This window comes from Zavarzinella formosa DSM 19928 (assembly GCF_000255705.1).
Taxonomy (GTDB): Bacteria; Planctomycetota; Planctomycetia; order Gemmatales; family Gemmataceae; genus Zavarzinella; species Zavarzinella formosa.
On record NZ_JH636443.1, the window covers coordinates 618,018 to 634,697 of the forward strand.

Annotated in this window: 13 protein-coding genes; 9 read left to right on the plus strand and 4 right to left on the minus strand. The window is 60.7% G+C overall.

Annotated features, from left to right (window positions below; genetic code table 11):
• Window positions 1-3,471, minus strand: a 3,471-nt coding sequence (locus tag BGIM_RS58400) for a DUF4347 domain-containing protein (protein ID WP_029630673.1), incomplete at its 3' end; no start/stop codon positions are given.
• Between the two features lie 287 nt (window positions 3,472-3,758).
• On the opposite strand from BGIM_RS58400, the gene BGIM_RS52800 reads away from it, so the two are divergent.
• Window positions 3,759-4,772: a serine/threonine-protein kinase gene (locus BGIM_RS52800; RefSeq protein ID WP_020473012.1), complete on the plus strand. Its 1,014-nt coding sequence runs from the start codon at window positions 3,759-3,761 to the stop codon at window positions 4,770-4,772.
• 184 nt (window positions 4,773-4,956) lie between these two features.
• On the opposite strand, the gene BGIM_RS0128055 is transcribed toward BGIM_RS52800, so the two are convergent.
• Window positions 4,957-5,502, minus strand: coding sequence for a hypothetical protein (locus BGIM_RS0128055; protein ID WP_157369476.1), 546 nt, complete (start codon window positions 5,500-5,502; stop codon window positions 4,957-4,959).
• 259 nt (window positions 5,503-5,761) lie between these two features.
• Between BGIM_RS0128055 and BGIM_RS0128060 the strand changes: the two genes are divergently transcribed.
• The 5 genes from BGIM_RS0128060 to BGIM_RS0128080 all read left to right on the plus strand — a co-directional run bounded on the left by BGIM_RS0128060 (window position 5,762) and on the right by BGIM_RS0128080 (window position 9,509).
• A complete protein-coding gene (locus BGIM_RS0128060) occupies window positions 5,762-7,411 on the plus strand; it encodes an FAD-dependent monooxygenase (RefSeq protein WP_020473014.1) in 1,650 nt (549 codons plus the stop codon).
• A 169-nt stretch (window positions 7,412-7,580) separates the two neighbouring features.
• Complete coding sequence (locus BGIM_RS0128065) at window positions 7,581-7,958, plus strand: ArsR/SmtB family transcription factor (protein WP_020473015.1); 378 nt, start codon at window positions 7,581-7,583, stop codon at window positions 7,956-7,958.
• Window positions 7,955-8,428 carry an SRPBCC family protein gene (locus BGIM_RS0128070; RefSeq protein ID WP_020473016.1) on the plus strand — a complete coding sequence of 158 codons (474 nt, stop codon included), beginning with the start codon at window positions 7,955-7,957 and terminating at the stop codon, window positions 8,426-8,428. The genes BGIM_RS0128065 and BGIM_RS0128070 overlap by 4 nt, the downstream gene beginning before the upstream one ends.
• Window positions 8,425-8,739 carry a hypothetical protein gene (locus tag BGIM_RS0128075; protein ID WP_020473017.1) on the plus strand — a complete coding sequence of 105 codons (315 nt, stop codon included), beginning with the start codon at window positions 8,425-8,427 and terminating at the stop codon, window positions 8,737-8,739. Before BGIM_RS0128070 ends, BGIM_RS0128075 begins: the two co-directional genes overlap by 4 nt.
• Window positions 8,721-9,509: a DUF899 domain-containing protein gene (locus BGIM_RS0128080; protein ID WP_020473018.1), complete on the plus strand. Its 789-nt coding sequence runs from the start codon at window positions 8,721-8,723 to the stop codon at window positions 9,507-9,509. Before BGIM_RS0128075 ends, BGIM_RS0128080 begins: the two co-directional genes overlap by 19 nt.
• Before the next feature lie 32 nt (window positions 9,510-9,541).
• Here the strand turns inward: BGIM_RS0128080 and BGIM_RS0128085 are convergent, their stop codons facing one another.
• Window positions 9,542-9,949, minus strand: a complete 408-nt coding sequence (locus BGIM_RS0128085; protein WP_020473019.1) for a (R)-mandelonitrile lyase — start codon at window positions 9,947-9,949, stop codon at window positions 9,542-9,544.
• 299 nt (window positions 9,950-10,248) lie between these two features.
• Here BGIM_RS0128085 and BGIM_RS58405 point away from each other — a divergent pair, with 299 nt between their 5' ends.
• The 3 genes from BGIM_RS58405 (at window position 10,249) to BGIM_RS0128100 (ending at window position 15,866) form a co-directional block, all read left to right on the plus strand.
• Window positions 10,249-13,614, plus strand: coding sequence for a WD40 domain-containing protein (locus BGIM_RS58405; protein ID WP_020473020.1), 3,366 nt, complete (start codon window positions 10,249-10,251; stop codon window positions 13,612-13,614).
• 147 nt (window positions 13,615-13,761) lie between these two features.
• A complete protein-coding gene (locus BGIM_RS52810; protein WP_020473021.1) occupies window positions 13,762-14,313 on the plus strand; it encodes an RNA polymerase sigma factor in 552 nt (183 codons plus the stop codon).
• On the plus strand, window positions 14,313-15,866 hold the full coding sequence (locus BGIM_RS0128100) for a hypothetical protein (RefSeq protein ID WP_020473022.1): 1,554 nt from the start codon (window positions 14,313-14,315) through the stop codon (window positions 15,864-15,866). Before BGIM_RS52810 ends, BGIM_RS0128100 begins: the two co-directional genes overlap by 1 nt.
• 17 nt (window positions 15,867-15,883) lie before the next feature.
• On the opposite strand, the gene BGIM_RS0128105 is transcribed toward BGIM_RS0128100, so the two are convergent.
• Entirely contained in the window at window positions 15,884-16,666 is a 783-nt protein-coding gene (locus BGIM_RS0128105) for an alpha/beta hydrolase family protein (RefSeq protein ID WP_020473023.1), read from the minus strand.
• Between the last annotated feature and the right edge of the window lie 14 nt (window positions 16,667-16,680).

The following is a 16,680-nucleotide window of genomic DNA, read 5'->3' on the forward strand; positions in this document are numbered from 1 at the left end:
GGCGGGATTAAGGCCGTTGTAATTGGGGTCCGTGCTGGTGGCGGCCCCGAGGAGGATGGTGTAGGGTTGGTTGCCGTCTTGCACCTGATCGTCGACGCCGGTGACGATGACCGTCTGGGGCACGTTCCAGTTGGCCGGGGTGAACGTCAGAGAAGACGTGCTGACGGTTCCTTCAGCCGTGTTCGATGAGCTGATTGGAATGGTCACATCAGCGGTTGGCTGGCTGCTGAGGGCCATTGTAAACGATACAGTTCCCCCGGATTCGGTGGTGGCTGATGACCCGCCGATGATGGCGGTGGCCACTCCGGCGGTGTCGTTGTCCGTGTTGGTGCAGACCACATCCGTCGGGTCGAGGCCGTTGAAGTTCGGATCGGAACTGACGGCCACGCCGAGGATGATCGAGTAGGACTGGTTGCCGTCGGCCACCTGATCGTCCACGCCGGTGATGATGACCGTCTGGGGGATGTTCCAGTTCGCCGGGGTGAAGGTGAGGGAAGTCGTGTTGACGGTTCCCTCGCCCGTGTTCGAGGAACTGACCGGAATGGTCACATCGCCGGTCGGCTGGCTGCTGAGAGCCAAAGTGAAACTGGCCGTCCCTCCCGATTCACTGGTGGTTGTTCCTCCGACGACCACCGTTGAGAAGCCAACGGTGTCGTTGTCCAAATTCGTCAGGGGGATATCGGCCGGATCGAGTCCGTTGAAATTCAGGTCGGAACTCGTGGCGGCTCCGAGGACAATCGTGTAGGGTTGGTTGCCGTCAGCCACTTGGTCATCAACGCCGGTGATGATGACCGTCTGGGACACGTTCCAGTTGGCCGGGGTGAACGTCAGTTGAGTGACGGAAACCGTTCCCTCGCCCGTGTTCGAGGAACTCACCGGAATCGTCACATCACCGGTGGGCTGGCTGTTCAGCGTGACCGTGAAACTGGCCGTCCCCCCTCCTTCGGTCGTCGTGGCTCCGCCGACAACAACCGCCGAGAAGCCAGCGGTGTCGTTGTCCAAGTTCGTCAGGGGGACATCAGCCGGATCGAGTCCGTTGTAAACCGGGTCGGCGCTGGTGGCGGCCCCGAGAATGATGGTGTAAGGCTGGTCGCCGTCTTGCACCTGATCGTCCACGCCGGTGACGATGACCGTCTGGGGAATGTTCCAGTTCGCCGGGGTGAAGGTGACTTGAGTGACGGAGGCCGTTCCCTCGCCCGTGTTCGACGAGCTTACGGGAATCGTCACATCACCGGTGGGCTGGCTGTTCAGAGCCACGGTGAACGAAGCCGTTCTCCCGGCCTCGGTGGTCGTCGAACTTCCGACCACGACGGCCGAAAATCCGGCGGTGTCGTTGTCCAAATTCGTCAAGGACACGTCGGGCGGATTGAGGCCGTTGTAGTTGGGATCCGTGCTGGCGGCGGTTCCGAGAACAATCGTGTAGGGTTGGTTGCCGTCAACCACTTGGTCATCCACGCCGGTGACCGTCACCGTCTGAGGCACGTTCCAGTTGGCCGGGGTGAAGGTGAGGAAGGTTTTGTCGGCTGTTCCCTCGCCGGTATTCGACGAACTCACCGGGATCGTCACATTGCCGGTCGGCTGGGTGCTGAGCGCCACCGAGAAACTGGCCGAGCCGCCCGCTTCGGTTGTGGTGGTCGCGGAGGGGGGGCTGACGACAAATCCGGGGATCATGATCTGGTTGGAGAACTCCGAAGTCGATCCGAAGTTCAGGAGGCCGAAATCGGCTGTGGCGGTGGCGGAGATCGAACTGCCGGCCGGCACGCTCACCGGCAACGTCACGTTGAAACTTCCCCCGCCCAACAGGCCGGTGGTAACGGAGGTCGAACCCAGATATACTCGCCCTTCGCCATGCCCGCTCGGATCGTTCTCGCCGGGATTGTTGCTGTAAAAATCAATCCGGATCAAGGAGAGGGCCGTTGAAAAAATCGTGCCGCTGAGCGAGATCGTCGAACCGGTGGTCGAGACGCTTGTGAGGACCGGGTAGTTTTCAGCCAGGCCCAATCCGAGCAACACGTTCGGGGTGACGCCATCCCCGTTGAGGTCGATGCCCAATTGGCCGTTCGCAAACATCGAGTTTCCGATGATGGCGTTGTTGGTGCTCAACAGCCCCAGCGTTTTCACGCCATCGCCCGCATTGTTGGCGATGATGTTTCCATCGCCGGCCGCGACTCCCCCGATGACGTTGTTGGCCCCGGTGATGAGCAACCCATCAACCACCACCCCGGCGCCGCCATTGCCAAAAGGGGTGACGCCATCCAGGGCCATTCCGATCACGTTGCCCAAAACGATGTTGTTGGACCCGGTGACGGTGATGCCGTTACCGCCGTTGCCCACGATCAGGTTGCCTTGCGTGGCGGTGTTGCCGCCGATGGTGTTGCCGGAGGCGCCATTCAACTCAATCCCGGCGCTGCCGTTGCCCAAGCCGGTCGTGCCCGCCGAATTGGTCCCGATGTAATTGCCCGCGATCGTGTCGTTGCCGAGGCCGGTGATGAGGATGCCGTCGCCCGCGAAACGGTTGATCGCCAGCCCGCGAATCAGCGAACCATCGCTTCCGAGAGCCAGGACCAATCCGTTGGCCCCCGATCCCGCCAGCGAACCGTCAATATTGATGAGTGGCGCCCCCGCATAACCGGGTTGCGTGGAGGCATCCATGAACACTTGATCGGTCACGGCGGGAAAAGGCGTGGCCGGTTGGATTGTTTGGGGGCCGGAACCGGGGATGGCGAAACTGATTGCATCCGTTCCCGGATTGGTGTTTGCATCCAAAATCGCCTGGCGGAGCGAACCGGCGCCGCTGTCGCCGTTGTTGGACACGATGAAGGTGTTTAGCAAGCCCCCCCATTCCGGGAGGGCGATGCCGGTTGTCGTCACCGGCCCGGTGGCATACTCCAGATTCCAGTCGCCGCCCAAAGAGCGGTTTCCCGTCATGTTGGAACTGGCCGCCACATCCGCGCCGGTGAGTCCAGCCACCAGATTCACGAAAGCCCGGCCGTCCGAATCCTCGGCCACATCGCAGCCATAAAGCAAGATGTCGGCCCCCGGCGCCAGACTGCTCCGCCAGCCTTGCACCTCCGCCGCCCGTTTTTCAAACTCGGCCGAGTCAATCCAAGACGACCCCAGCAACAACCCGCCGTCCTGACCGTGTGAAATCACATGGATGGCCGTCAGGTCGTGCCGGGTTTTCAAAATGGCGTCAAGTTGATCCAGACCGTCTTCTTCAGGATTAAGAACGACGACATCTTTCAATTGCGAGGCATTCAGAACAGAGCCGAGGAGCAATTGCAGGTTGTCAACGCGAGAATCAATCACCACCAGTTCGTGCGACACGGACTCCGCCTCGCCGACGGGCGTGGCGGGCAGTTGGCTGCCCAACAATGCGGTCCCGGCCGGCGGGGTCGAAAGGGTGACCGAGGTGTTGGAACGTTCTTCCAGCGGAAGTAGTTGCAGCCTCGGACGTGAGTTTGAAATCATGACACGTTTCACGGATGGCGAGTCTTGGAGAGAGCAACAAAGGCTTTTGCGAGGATCGCCAGGCAGCCGTGCCAGACAATCATTAAAGTCTTCTAGGTCGTCACGGTCTGAGGATGGGGGGTTAATGCCGATAAAAACAGCATCATCAGCATTGAGGAAAGACAATATTCGGGTTTGGCATGAATTAGATTGAACAATGACCTGATACATCGGCCACCCTCTACATTCGGACGGTTCCTCGCGTGTTACGATCTTTCATGTTTCCAAATGGCCGCGGAGTATTTTGAATGCCCTTGTTTGGCGCGATAGAGGCCGACAATGATTTGGTTCCGGGACAGGTTCTTGGCCGATGTGTGGTTGAGCGTCGGATTGCCGCCGGGGCCTTCGGAATTGTCTATCGGGCCACCCACCAGTCACTGGGTATTCCCGTGGCGGTGAAGGTGTTGCATCCGACGATTTTGTCAAACTCCCCCGACACGCGAGAGCAATTTCGAGAAGAAGCCCGGTTATTGGCCCGGATTAACCATCCGAACTTGGTGCGGTTGTGGGATTTCGACGATGACCCGGCGAGGCCATTCCTCGTCATGGAGTATGTGGACGGGATCAATCTGGCCGATCTGGTGGAACAACGCGGCCGCCTGCCGGCAGGCATGATTGTGCGGGTGACTCTTGAGATTGTCGAAGCCTTGGCGGCGGCTTTTCGATTGGGGATCATCCACCGCGACATCAAACCGGCCAATATCATCCTGACCCGCCATGAGTCCGCCAAGCTGGCTGATCTTGGCTTGGCGATGGTGGTCGAAACCAGCCGGGACGCGCATTTTGGCCGAAAAAACATGGCCAATGCCGCCATCGGGACAGTGGCCTATCTCTCGCCAGAACAAGCGATGAACTCGGCCAACGTCGATCACCGGGCCGACATGTATTCGCTCGGCGCCACGTTGTTTCATCTGGCCACGGGGCGCACGCCCTTTGAAGCTCGCTCTCCGATGGAGATGATCCTCAAGCATTATGAGGCGCCCGTTCCGGCGGTCGTCGATCTCGCGCCGGATGTGCCGGAGCCCGTGTCGCGATTCATCCAACGGCTCATGGCTAAAGACGGGGACGACCGGTTTCCCAACTATGACCAACTACGGGACGAATTGATCGACCTTGATCTGACGCTCGGGGCCGTTCCCACCCAGCAACCACCCCGCAACACCGCCGACAAGACTGTTTCGGGGGCGGCAAAGACTGATGGAGACAAGCCCGCGTCGCCCAAAAAGTGGCTGTCCGGCCTGTTTCGCCGACCGGGCCACTGATCTTTTTCCGCTGAACTCAATTCTTCGATGACACGTGGCTCCGCCGCTTTGGGCCAAATCACCATTTGGATCGCTTGGCTCTTTTCAAACAGTGTGGAATCACCTTGAGCGGTTTTCTTGTTCCTTTGAAAACGACGCTAAAAGGACTCGAATTTGCCCGGAATCATCAGGAATGTCGATGAATTCACCGGCGGGCGGCGGGGGCGATTCGCCAAGTGCCACGCATTTCGACCGCCATCAATTGATTGATTTGTTCTGGGTTCAAAACCAGACAAACACCTTCCCGCTTGTCCTCCTCGATCAACAAATAAACCGTTGATTTTGAAATGGCGGGCACGCCCGAAAGCGCCAGTTCAGTCGGCTTGCCGTCGGTCGGGATCAGCCAGACATCCACTTTCGTGCCGGGGGCATATCCGCCCGCGAGTTCCTTCGCAAGCTCCGCCCGCACGATCACCGCTTTGCCGTCCTCCGGGAACATGACCACTGGCTCGACGTTTCCGGAGGACGGTGATTGGGCTGTTTCGGCGCCAATCAATTGCGCCGGTTTCCTGATGATTTTGGATGCCATGTTCGAGTCGTCAGCAGTGATCGTGGCGCTAATGAGCGCAACCGACGCACAACCGATAATCCGGATGCTCGGCCGACAAGCCACTGGTGGTCGGGGCTCGCTCGCCGCCATCTTGGGCGGGGCCGGGTGTTCTGGTTCGCGACGGGGATCAATCACACTCACCGAAGCGCCTCCATTGTCCGCGCCGGGCACCGAAGCCGCACCATGCGCCCATGCTGCCCAATAACAATCGCCGGCCGCCTCCAAGTCTGCACATCCGACAGCGTAACCATTCGTTGGCGATGAGTCAAACGTCAACCCGTGACCTGTCCCTTGATGTCTTGGCGGGCCGATCCCATCGCCGGCATGTCTCCGTTCTATGTTTGCCAACTTGGCGAGCGGCTGTTTACAATTTCATCCTGCCACTTTGGGAGAGCAAATCATGCCCTTTTCAGTTGTTGATGCGTTGATTGTCGGGGCCGGTCCCGTCGGGTTGACGATGGCGGCGGCGCTCACTCACCAAGGTTTGAAATGCCGGATCATTGAGAAGGCTCCGGCGCCAAGCGACAAATCGAAAGCCTTGGTGGTCTGGTGCCGGACGATGGAGTTGCTCGATCCGTTGGGTCTCACGGAAGTGTTCATCAAGACCGGTTTGAAGATCAACGGCGGGAGCATGTATGCCAACGGGAAGCGGCTGGTTCATCTCGAATTGACGAGCGACGAAAGCCCATACGGGTTTCCGCTGATGATCCCGCAGAATGAAACCGAACGGTTGCTGACAGAACATCTGACGCAAAAGGGAGTGACGATCGAACGCCAGACGGAGTTGGTTTCGTTCGACGAAGGGCCGGACTCCGTGAACTGCAAACTGCGTCATGCCGATGGGAGCGAGGAAACGTTTGTGACGCCGTGGCTGATCGGGTGCGATGGCGCCCACAGTGCCGTGCGGCACACGCTCGGCCTGCCGTTCACCGGGGTGGCCGAGCCGAACGATTGGATACTAGCCGACATCCATGTGGAAGGGCCGCTGGCCCCGGATGAGGTGAGCGTTTTCTGGCACGAGAACGGCACCTTGGCCTTTTTCCCGATCAGCAACCAAGGCCGGTTCCGTGTCATCGCCGACACCGGCGCGGCGTCCGATCACGGTCGGCCGCCGGAGCCGACGCTGGCCGATGCGCAAGCCAGGGTCGATGAACGCGGCCCCGGCGGACTGACGCTCTCCGATCCTGTGTGGATCGCCAACTTTCGCATCAACGAGCGGAAGGTCTCCGACTATCGCAAGGGTCGGGTGATGCTGTCCGGGGACGCGGCCCACATCCACAGCCCCGCCGGCGGCCAAGGCATGAACACCGGCATGCAGGACGCCTTCAATCTGGCGTGGAAACTGGCCTTGGTGCAACGCGGCGAAGGATTGGCCGAGCCTCTTCTTCAGAGTTATTCCGTCGAACGAAGCGAGATTGGCGACCAAGTTCTGAAGAAGGCCGGACAAGTCACGAAACTGGCCACGCTGCGCAATCCCGTCGCCCAATACCTGCGGGATCACATTGCCCCGATCATGGGATCGTTTCAGTTTGTCCGCGACAAGATCCGGGATGAATGGTTCGAGCTTTCGATCAATTACCGGCACAGCCCGATCTCGGCCGACCATTGGCCGCGACTCACGGGAGGGCTTGCCGCCGGTGACCGGCTTTGCGACTCGCCCTTGGCCTCCGCGATAGACGGTCATTCATCAACAATCTTCACGTTGATCCGCGACAAGCGGCACACCTTGCTTTTGCTGACGGGCCCGAACGACGGGGACTCCGTTTCAAAATTGCAGAAGATCGCCGACGAAGCGAAGACCGCCTTTCCCGGCATGCTTTCGGCCCACCTGATTTTGAGAGCCGATTCCGCCACCGCGAAGGTGAATCACGGGAGCTCCGAGTTGCCCGCATGGCTCGACCCGGAAGGCCGATTACATGAGAAGTTACACGCGGCCAGTCCGACGCTGATTTTGGTGCGGCCCGACGGCTACATCGGTTATCGCTGCCAACCCGCCGACGGGAACGCCCTGCTGGCCCATCTGGGCGGTTACTTGGTTCGCAAGAATTGAGTGCCTTCGATCTTTAAGCTTTGAGACTCGCTTTCACTTCCAACCGAATCGGGTCCGGCCAGATTTTTCTGTTGTGATTCTTGCGGCGAGGTTAGCCGAAACACTCGGCCAAACCGCGTCGCTGATTTTTCGGCTTTACATATTCCCATATGGGAATATATTTAGGCGCATGCCAAGAGCGCCAACCACCACCGATGTGTTCAATGCCATTGCCGAGCCTCGTCGGCGACAGATTGTCGAGCTGCTTGCCCGGCAGGGAGCCTTGGCTGTCGGAGCCTTGGTCATCACGATGGGGCTTCCGCAGCCGGTTGTCTCGAAGCATCTTGGCGTGCTGCGCAAAGTCGGCGTGGTCGCGGTGCTGAAGCAAGGCAAACAGCGAGTGTACAACCTGGAGGCGGAGAAGCTGAAAATTGTGCATGACTGGGTGAAGGCTTTTGAAGAACTTTGGGGCCATCAACTCGACCGCATCAAGGAACGCGCCGAACGCCGGGCGCGTGAACAAGCCGAATCGCCGACACCCGTCAAACCCCCGAAAGGACAAGCATGAAAACGGACACCAGCGAACGACCGGCCGTCGAATCTTTCGAGATCCGCAAGGAGATCGAGATCACGGCGCCCATCGACATCGCCTTTGAGGCGATGCTGGAAGAACTTGGCCCGGAAGGGCAAATGCCCGGCGGCAAGCCGTTCCCGATGAAACTCGAACCGTGGCCCGGCGGTCGCTGGTTCCGCGACCTCGGCGACAACGCCGGCCACTTTTGGGGCCATGTGCAGGTCATCAAGCCGCCGACGCTTTTGGAGATTTGCGGGCCGCTGATGATGTCGTACCCGGCGATCAATCACGTGCAATACCGCTTCACGGCCGAGGGAAGCGTGACACGTCTTTCGTTCCTCCATCGCGCCGTGGGATCGATCCTGCCCGAACATCGGGAGGGCATGCCCAAAGGATGGGAACACTGGCTGGAGCGAATCCGCGAACAGGCAGGACGCAAGAATCGGAAGGAGTCGCCGCGATGAGCGCTTGCTGCCATGCCGCCAACGACCGGAAAGCACCGGTAAGATTGCGGAGAATTCGGGAGATTTTCGCATGGGCCTTCCCGAGCGCCGTCTTGGCGCTGGCGCCCAAGTGCCCCGCCTGTCTGGCGGCCTATGTGACGCTTTGGACCGGCTTCGGCCTGTCGCTTTCCACGGCCGCTTATCTGCGTTGGGCGATGCTCACGCTCTGCGTCGCCTCGTTGCTTTTTCTGATTGCGAAACGTCTGGATCTCATGACGAACCTCTTTGGTTATTTCAAAAAGGAGACCGAACAATGCAACATCAAATCGTGAGCCGGGAAGAATGGCTGGCCGCCCGGCGCGGGCTGCTCCAAGAGGAGAAGGAACTGACGCGGCGAAGTGACGAACTCGCGCGGCAGCGGCAGGAGTTGCCGTGGGTCCGGATCGACAAGGAGTACCGATTCGAGACGGAAGAAGGGAACGTCCCGTTGGCTGATCTCTTCAAAGGACGCTCGCAACTCCTTGTCTATCACTTCATGTTTGGCCCGGACTACACGGCCGGATGTCCGTCTTGCTCGTCAATCGCGGACGGATTCGACGGTGTCGCCGTTCATCTGGCGAACCACGATGTCACGCTGATGGCGGTGTCGCGGGCGCCGCTGGCGAAGCTTCAAACATACAAGAAGCGAATGGGGTGGGCGTTCCCTTGGGCATCCTCCCACGGCGGCGAGTTCAACTTCGATTTCAGCGTTTGGTTCACCGAGGAGCAACAACGGGAAGGAGGGATCGAATACAACTTCCGACGCGAGGCGGCGTGGCAGTGGCGAGGCGGCGACAACCCCGTCAACGAGATGTCCGCCATGTGCGGAACGGACTCGCCCACCTACATGCGCGAGCGGCCGGGCATGAGCGCGTTCATCCTTGAGGATGGCGTTGTCTACCACACCTATTCCGCCTTCGCCCGCGGGCTGGACGGTCTCTGGGGCATGTATCAATGGCTCGACCGGGCGCCCAAGGGCCGCAACGAAACGGGCATCTGGTGGCGTCGGCACGACGAATACAAGCCGCTTCCTCAAAACACCGGCTCGTGTTGCCACGCATGAACATTTGCCTGCGGCAGACTTGTTCGCTCGCTCTAATTTCCGGTTCCGGCTTGGTATTGCTCGTCGGTGACCTGTTCCAGCCAGTCGGCGGATTTGCCGTCGGCTTTTTCCGCGATGGCGATGTGTGTCATGGCGGTTGTCGCCGTGGCGCCATGCCAGTGCTTTTCTCCCGGAGAAAACCAAATCACGTCGCCCGGCCGGATTTCCTCCCTTGGCCCGCCCCAGCGTTGCGCCCAGCCGCAGCCGGTCGTCACGATCAACGTCTGGCCAAGCGGATGGGTGTGCCACGCGGTCCGGGCGCCCGGCTCAAAGGTGACGCTGGCGCCAAGGACACGCGCGGGATCGGGGGCATCAAACAACGGATCAATTCGCACGCCGCCGGTGAAGTAATCCGCCGGCCCCTTGCCGGAAGGCCGCGAGCCGCTTCGTTTGATCTCCATGCCGTTTCTCCCTTGATGGCTGGCAATTTCCTTGAATCAACGTCCGCATGACAAGCCCGGCCAGCCCGTTGCGCTCCGTCGTGCGTGCGGTATTCTACCGTGACCGCATGACGATTCTCGAAGCGGCATGAACAATTCTCCGCCTGTCATCAATCAAGATGGCCATTGCACTTTGTGTCGTGGTTGCCTGGCCAGCCGCGACATGAGACGAAATTGATGCGGCGTTCAACATGCGAATTTGATATCCGTTATCATGTTCAGGGCACGGTTGTCTGTCCAGGCACGCAGGGTGTTGCCCAATGTACGACGGTACGCGAACGCAGCCGCCGGATCTTCCGGAGGTGACTCCTTCCAACAAAACCGAGTCTGCCCCGCCGCCGGCGAGCAACAGCATCCCCGGTTACGACATCTTTGAAATGCTCGGCGAGGGGGGCATGGGTGTCGTCTACCGGGCCACGCAGTTGAAATTGAATCGCACGGTCGCCGTCAAAATGCTCCTTGGCCGGGCGGGCGCGAGGGAGATCATCCGCTTTCTCGCCGAGGCACAGGCTGTCGGCTCCATCGATCACCCGAACGTTGTGAAGGTTTTCGAGAGCGGCGACGGGAACGGCAATCCCTATCTGGCGATGGAATATCTCCCTGGCGGCAGCCTGGCCGACTTGTTGAAGAAATCACCCCCCGCCCCGAGGGAGGCCGCCACCCTCGTCCGCAAGCTCGCCCTCGGGATGCAGGCCGCTCACGACCTCCAGATCATCCACCGCGACCTCAAGCCCGCCAACGTCCTTTTCGACGCTGCCGGTGAGCCGAAAATCACGGACTTCGGCCTCGCCAAGCGGATGGGCGTCAGCGACATTACCAGCACGAACGCCGTCATGGGCACCGCCGCCTACATGGCCCCGGAGCAGGCGAAGGGGGAGAACAAATTCGTCGGCCCGGCCGCGGATGTATGGGCGCTGGGTGTCATCCTGTATGAATGCCTCGCCGGGGTCCGGCCGTTCACCGGGAGCACTCATCTGGAGGTGGTTCGCAAGGTGGTCGAGGCCGAACCGGAAAGCCTGCGGAGCCATTCGGGCAAATCCCCGCGAGATTTGGAACTGGTCGCGAGGAAGTGTCTGGCAAAAGATCCGGCGGGCCGTTATGGGAGCGCCGCCGCACTGGCCGAGGAGTTGCGGCGCTGGCTGGACGGCGAACCGGTGAGCGTCAAGGCGGCGGGACCGGTCGAGCGAATATTGAAATGGACGAAACGGAACAAAATCGCCACGGGAATTGTGGCGGGATTGTCACTTGCGGTCGCAGTCACCACGGCAACGGCCTTCGTCGCCTTTGCCGCGACGAAGCGTGCGGAAGCCGAGGCCCGGCGGGCGGACCGGGAAAACGAGGCCGCGAAGGATTCGGCCCGCCGTGCCGATCTGGAGGCGGACTCCGCCAAAAAAGAAGCCATTCGCGCCGATCAGAACGCGAAGGCGGCAGATGAGAACGCGACGATGCTCGCCGCGCAATTCCGCGAGCAACGCATGCTGCTGGACGCCATGCGAGTCCGCGAAGCCGGATACGCCATTGATCAGAACAATATCCGACTGGCCCGTGAGCTGCTCAAAGAAGCCGAGCCGCGACATTGGCTAAGCCCCGACAATCGCACTGGCGCTTGGTGGATTGTCAAGCGGGAGGCCGAGGGGGGTGATCGGATTTTGTCCAAGACGTACGGGCGTTTTTACGGCGTTGCCTGGAGTCCGAACGGCCGCATGATCGCCAGCGGCAGCGACAATAACGCCCTGTTGATTTGGGACGCGGCGACAGGAACATGCCGGGAAATCAATGGGCATGCGAAGAACGTGCATAGTGTGTCGTGGAGTCCGGACAGCCGCATGATCGCCAGCGCCAGCGATGACACAACCGTGCGGTTGTGGGATGCAACGACCGGGGAAAGCCTGCGGGAACTCAGCGGACACGCCGGCCCCGTGAAGAGCGTGGCCTGGAGCCCGGACGGCCGCACGGTCGCCAGCGCCAGCGGTGACAAGACGGTGCGTCTCTGGGACGCGGCAACGGGGACAAACATCCGGGAACTCAAGCATGCGATGACCGTGAACGGCGTGTCGTGGAACCCGGACGGCCGCATGATCGTTAGCGCCGGGGAGGACAAGATCGTGCGGATCTGGGACGTGCCGACGGGGATGAGCCTCCGGGAACTCAAGGGGCACACAAGAACCGTGCATGGTGTGTCGTGGAGTCCGGACGGCCGCATGATCGTTAGCGCCAGCGAGGACAAAACGGTGCGGTTGTGGAACGCGGCGACCGGGGAAAATCTCCGGGAACTCAATGGACACACCGGGTCCGTGAGGAGCTTGACATGGAGCCCGGACGGCCGCAAGGTCGCCAGCGCCAGTATGGACTACACGGTGCGTCTCTGGGACGCGGCAACGGGAACAAGTCTCCGGGAACTCAAAGGGCATACCGGTAATGTGATGGGCGTGTCATGGAGCCCGGACGGCCGCACGATCGCCAGCGGCGACACCACCTTTGACGCCACGGTGCGTCTTTGGGACGCGACGACGGGGGATGACTTCAAAGGGCGCGACTGGTTTTCGGTGCTTAGTATGTCGTGGAGCCCGGACGGCCGCGCGTTTGTCAGCGGCGGTGACAAGATCTTACGGATCTGGGACACGGTAACCGGAGGGAAACTCCGGGAATTCAAGGGGCACACAAGAGCCGTGCAGAGTGTGTCGTGGAGTCCGGACGGCCGCACGATCGCCAGCGCCGGCGATGACACAACCGTGCGGTTGTGGGATTCAACGACCGGGGAAAGCCTCCGGGAACTCAAAGGGCACACGATGGCCGTGAAAGGTGTGTCGTGGAGTCCGGACAGCCGCATGGTCGCCAGTGCCAGCGACGACAAAACCGTGCGGTTGTGGGATGCAACGACCGGGGAAAGCCTCCGGGAACTCAAGGGACACCCAAAAACCGTGAACAACGTCTCGTGGAGTCCGGACAGCCGCATGATCGCCAGCGCCAGCGACGACAAAACCGTGAGATTGTGGGACGCGGCGACCGGGGCATGCCTCCGGGAACTCAGTGGACACACCGGTCTCGTGAAGAGCGTGACATGGAGTCCCGACAGCCGCATGATTGCCAGCGGCGGCCAGGACACGACCGTGCGTCTGTGGGATGCGGCGACAGGGGCTGTCATTCGGGAACTCAAGGGGCACACATGGGCCGTGTGGTGTTTGTCGTGGAGTCCGGACGGCCGCACGATCGCCAGTGGCAGCGGTGACAAAACGGTGCGTCTCTGGGACACGGCGACGGGGGTGGGCGTTCGAGAATTCAAAATTCACAATGATAGTGTGCATGGTGTGTCGTGGACTCAAGACGGCCGCACACTTGCCTGCAGTGGCTTGGATAAAACCGTGCAGATCTGGAATTATTGGCGAGATCCCTCGCACCCCGAGGAAATCGCCCGTTTCAAACGGATGATCGATCCGAATCCTTTCTGGCACCGCCAGCAAGCTGTTGTTTGCGAAAAACAATCCAACTTCTTCGCCGCACTCTTCCACCTTCGCAAGCTCGCCGCCCTTGAGCCGAACGACACCGGCGTGAAGACCCGGCTCGCGGCCGTCGAGAAGAGACTCAGCAGTGAAACCGCCCCCAAGCCGCCGGCAAGCGCCCCGTAAGACTCGTCGCCGATCCCTTGTCAACACGATGGCGTCGGCCGCCCCGGCCAATTCTGATCACTCGGCCATGCGAGATCGCTTCTCGCATGAGCATCACCTCGGGCGTTCGCCAAAAACAATTGAAGAGATGACAGGTAATTTTCGGGCGTGAGTTTCGTCAATTGGTTGAAGTCGAAGGCCAGTCACGGAACGAGCAAGAACTTGTCAATCACCTGGAACATGATTGTCGCCGAGCATGGGCGGATGGTTGTTCAGACGGCGATGCGTGTCCTGGGGAACGCGGCCGATGCGGAGGATGTCGCCCAGGAAGTGTTTCTGGAATTAGTCTCCCGGCCCCCGACGGCGGATGTTCGCAATTGGGGGGCGTATCTTCGGCGGCTTGCTGTTTTTCGGGCGCTGGATCGCCGCCGGCAACGCCGTCATGAATCGCCGCTGGCGTTGGACACGCTCGCCAAGGCCGGGCAATCACCGCACGACGAGGCGGTTCAGCGCGAATTGGCCGAGCATCTGCGAACAGTCATCGCCGCGTTGCCGGAACGGGAAGGGGCCGTGTTCGCCCTCCGTTACTTTGAACAGCTTTCCAATCCGCAGATTGCCGAAGTCTTGGAGATCAGCGTCGGAGCCGTCGCCGCGGCCGTGCATAAGGTCCGCGTGAAACTCGACTCCATCCTGTCAAATTCATTGCAAGGAGAACAGTGATGAGCCATCCAACCCCGGCCGGTTCTCGACCGCCGCACGATGAGCTTCCCGAACCGTATCGGCTGGCCGTTCAGACGATTCTAGACGAGCCGGTGCCGAATGTCGATTTGACCCGCCTTGTGCCGGAGGCATTGCCGATGCCCGCCACCCGGCCGACGCCGCGCCGCCGGATCACCAGAACGAGGGCTTGGTATGCGGCGGGGGCGGCCGCTGTCGTAATTGTCTTCTCAACGTTCATGCTTTGGCCGACGGATGCGTGGTCCCAAGTGATTGGTCAGGTGCGAAAACAGGCTTGGGTACGATTGACCGCCTCGGACCCAAAGGGCGAGGCCAAGGTTCAAATTTGGATGTCGCCCGGAAAAGGGATCGGGGCCGGTCAATTTCCGGGTGCGGCCGTTTTCGTGGAGTTTGGCCGCAACGTGCAACAACAGTTCGACCAAAAATCGGGCACGATCATCGTCTCGGAACCCGGCTCGTTCGATCAGGATGAGTTCGCCGCGTTTGATGCCATCTTGCAATCGTTCGGTGGGAAAGAGGGGACGCCCAAAGCCAACACGGGATCGACAAAGCTGATTGCGAAGAGCCGCGAAGAGAAACAAGACGGAGACCTTCGTTGGACTGAATTTGTTTTCGACCTTGAGGACGCCCGCCGCTCGCCGCCAATGTTTCGGCAAATCTTCCGGGTTCCGCACGGGAAGCAATTACCCGCCGCCATGACCGAGGAGTGGACATTCCAAGGGAAGAAGAGTTCGCGAACCTATGAAATCGACTATCCGGAGACCGGCCCGGCCGATCTGTTCGTGTTGGGTGCCCCCAAGGACGCCAAAGTCATCGACATCCGTTCGGGGAAGGAACTGAAGGCTTTGCTGGACGAATATGCCTGGCAGCAGCGGATGCCGTTTGATCCCTACACGGCGACCGTTCTTGGAACCGTGCAACAGTGGCGGTTTGTCCATGAGGCGAGGCATGTGCGTCTGGAGGGCGCTGTCCACACGACCGAGGTGGTTGACGCGGAACAATTGCTCAAGTTTAATTCGCAAGTGTGGGAGAACAAAACGGAAATCCCCGAGGGGGAGAAGGGCATCGAGTGGTGGAAAACCGAGGTGAACAAAATGGCCTTCCGCGAATATGGCAACCGCGAAATGTATTCCCCCGGCCAAACCTTCGTTCCGGAACTCGTCGTGTATCCGCTTTTGGGCCTTCCCAACGAAGGCATCCGCGCCACGCTCAATCCCAAGCCGTCTGTTGGTCCGGCCGATTGCGTGCTGGTGAGCGTGGAAGAGGCCCGCTCGGGGAAAATCCTGCGGCGATACTGGTTCTCGCCGGAACGGGGAATGATCTGCGTGCGTTCCGAAACGACCCCGGAAAAACCAAATGACTGGATCAGCACGACCATTGTGGACAAGGCTGAAAAATCACCAAAGGGGCGCTGGTATGCGACGCAAGCCCGCATCGGCCAGGTGGAACGCAGCGGGGATGATCTTCATGCCGAGACGGGCGTCTCGCCGGTCGCCACGACGGTCTTCCGGTATCTGGTTGAATTTCAAAAGTAGCGTCGGTGTTGTATCGCTCAGGCTTCTTCTTTGATGAAGCTGATAATTTCACGCACGACCTCGCGGGCCATCAAAATCCGGCGATGGCCGTAGCGTTCCGTGACCAGTCGGCGTGAGCCGGGCCATTCCGAAAGTCCCTCTTCGAGGGGGATGTCTTCGTCGGTTTGATCGTGGACGATCAGGGAAGGGGCGGCCGACTGGCGGGCCATGCCGGGGAGGTCGATGCTGTCGATGCGGATGCCGACCATTTGTTCGACGAGTTCGATGAAGGCGGTGGTTTCCTCCTCCGTCAACTGGCGGGCGGCGCCGAAGCGCTTGGCGAGGGCGACCAGGCAGGACGGCCCGCTGATGAGGGCCGCCCGTCGGACTTCCAAGCCGTTGTGCATGGCGACGATGGCGGCCGCCGCCCCGAAGGAGTGGCCGATGATGCCGGCCAGCGGGCCGATCTCCCGGCCGGCGTCGGCGATTCCCTTGCCGTACATCAACACGTTCACCTGCACGCCCGGCGAATCGCCGTGGGCCGGGGCATCAATGGCGACGGCCCGAAAGCCCGCCTTGACCAGCGCGGTCACAAAGGCGATCCAATGCGTCCGGCGGCTTTCCCAACCGTGGGCCAGCAGGACCGTCGGCCCGCTTCCCCAAGAGGTTGCCGCCAGCCCGCACACCAGACTCAGGGGCGACCCTTCTTGCAGAAATTCCCGGTCGCGCGGCGTCTCAGGGGTCGGCCGGGGCGTCAGAAACGCCTCGGCTGTCCGCCGCACTTGCTCGCTTACTGGTGGCTCGCCCGGCCGTTCGGTCATGTCGCGCTCCGCTG

What these genes read in the sequence shown, in the direction of transcription:
- BGIM_RS0128070 (WP_020473016.1), top strand. Translation starts at nt 7,955, where the DNA reads ATGAAAACGGACACCAGCGAACGACCGGCCGTCGAATCTTTCGAGATC.
- BGIM_RS0128060 (WP_020473014.1), top strand. Translation starts at nt 5,762, where the DNA reads ATGCCCTTTTCAGTTGTTGATGCGTTGATTGTCGGGGCCGGTCCCGTC.
- BGIM_RS0128100 (WP_020473022.1), top strand. Translation starts at nt 14,313, where the DNA reads ATGAGCCATCCAACCCCGGCCGGTTCTCGACCGCCGCACGATGAGCTT.
- BGIM_RS0128065 (WP_020473015.1), top strand. Translation starts at nt 7,581, where the DNA reads ATGCCAAGAGCGCCAACCACCACCGATGTGTTCAATGCCATTGCCGAG.
- BGIM_RS0128085 (WP_020473019.1), bottom strand. Translation starts at nt 9,949, where the DNA reads ATGGAGATCAAACGAAGCGGCTCGCGGCCTTCCGGCAAGGGGCCGGCG.
- BGIM_RS0128080 (WP_020473018.1), top strand. Translation starts at nt 8,721, where the DNA reads ATGCAACATCAAATCGTGAGCCGGGAAGAATGGCTGGCCGCCCGGCGC.
- BGIM_RS0128105 (WP_020473023.1), bottom strand. Translation starts at nt 16,666, where the DNA reads ATGACCGAACGGCCGGGCGAGCCACCAGTAAGCGAGCAAGTGCGGCGG.
- BGIM_RS52800 (WP_020473012.1), top strand. Translation starts at nt 3,759, where the DNA reads ATGCCCTTGTTTGGCGCGATAGAGGCCGACAATGATTTGGTTCCGGGA.
- BGIM_RS0128075 (WP_020473017.1), top strand. Translation starts at nt 8,425, where the DNA reads ATGAGCGCTTGCTGCCATGCCGCCAACGACCGGAAAGCACCGGTAAGA.
- BGIM_RS58405 (WP_020473020.1), top strand. Translation starts at nt 10,249, where the DNA reads ATGTACGACGGTACGCGAACGCAGCCGCCGGATCTTCCGGAGGTGACT.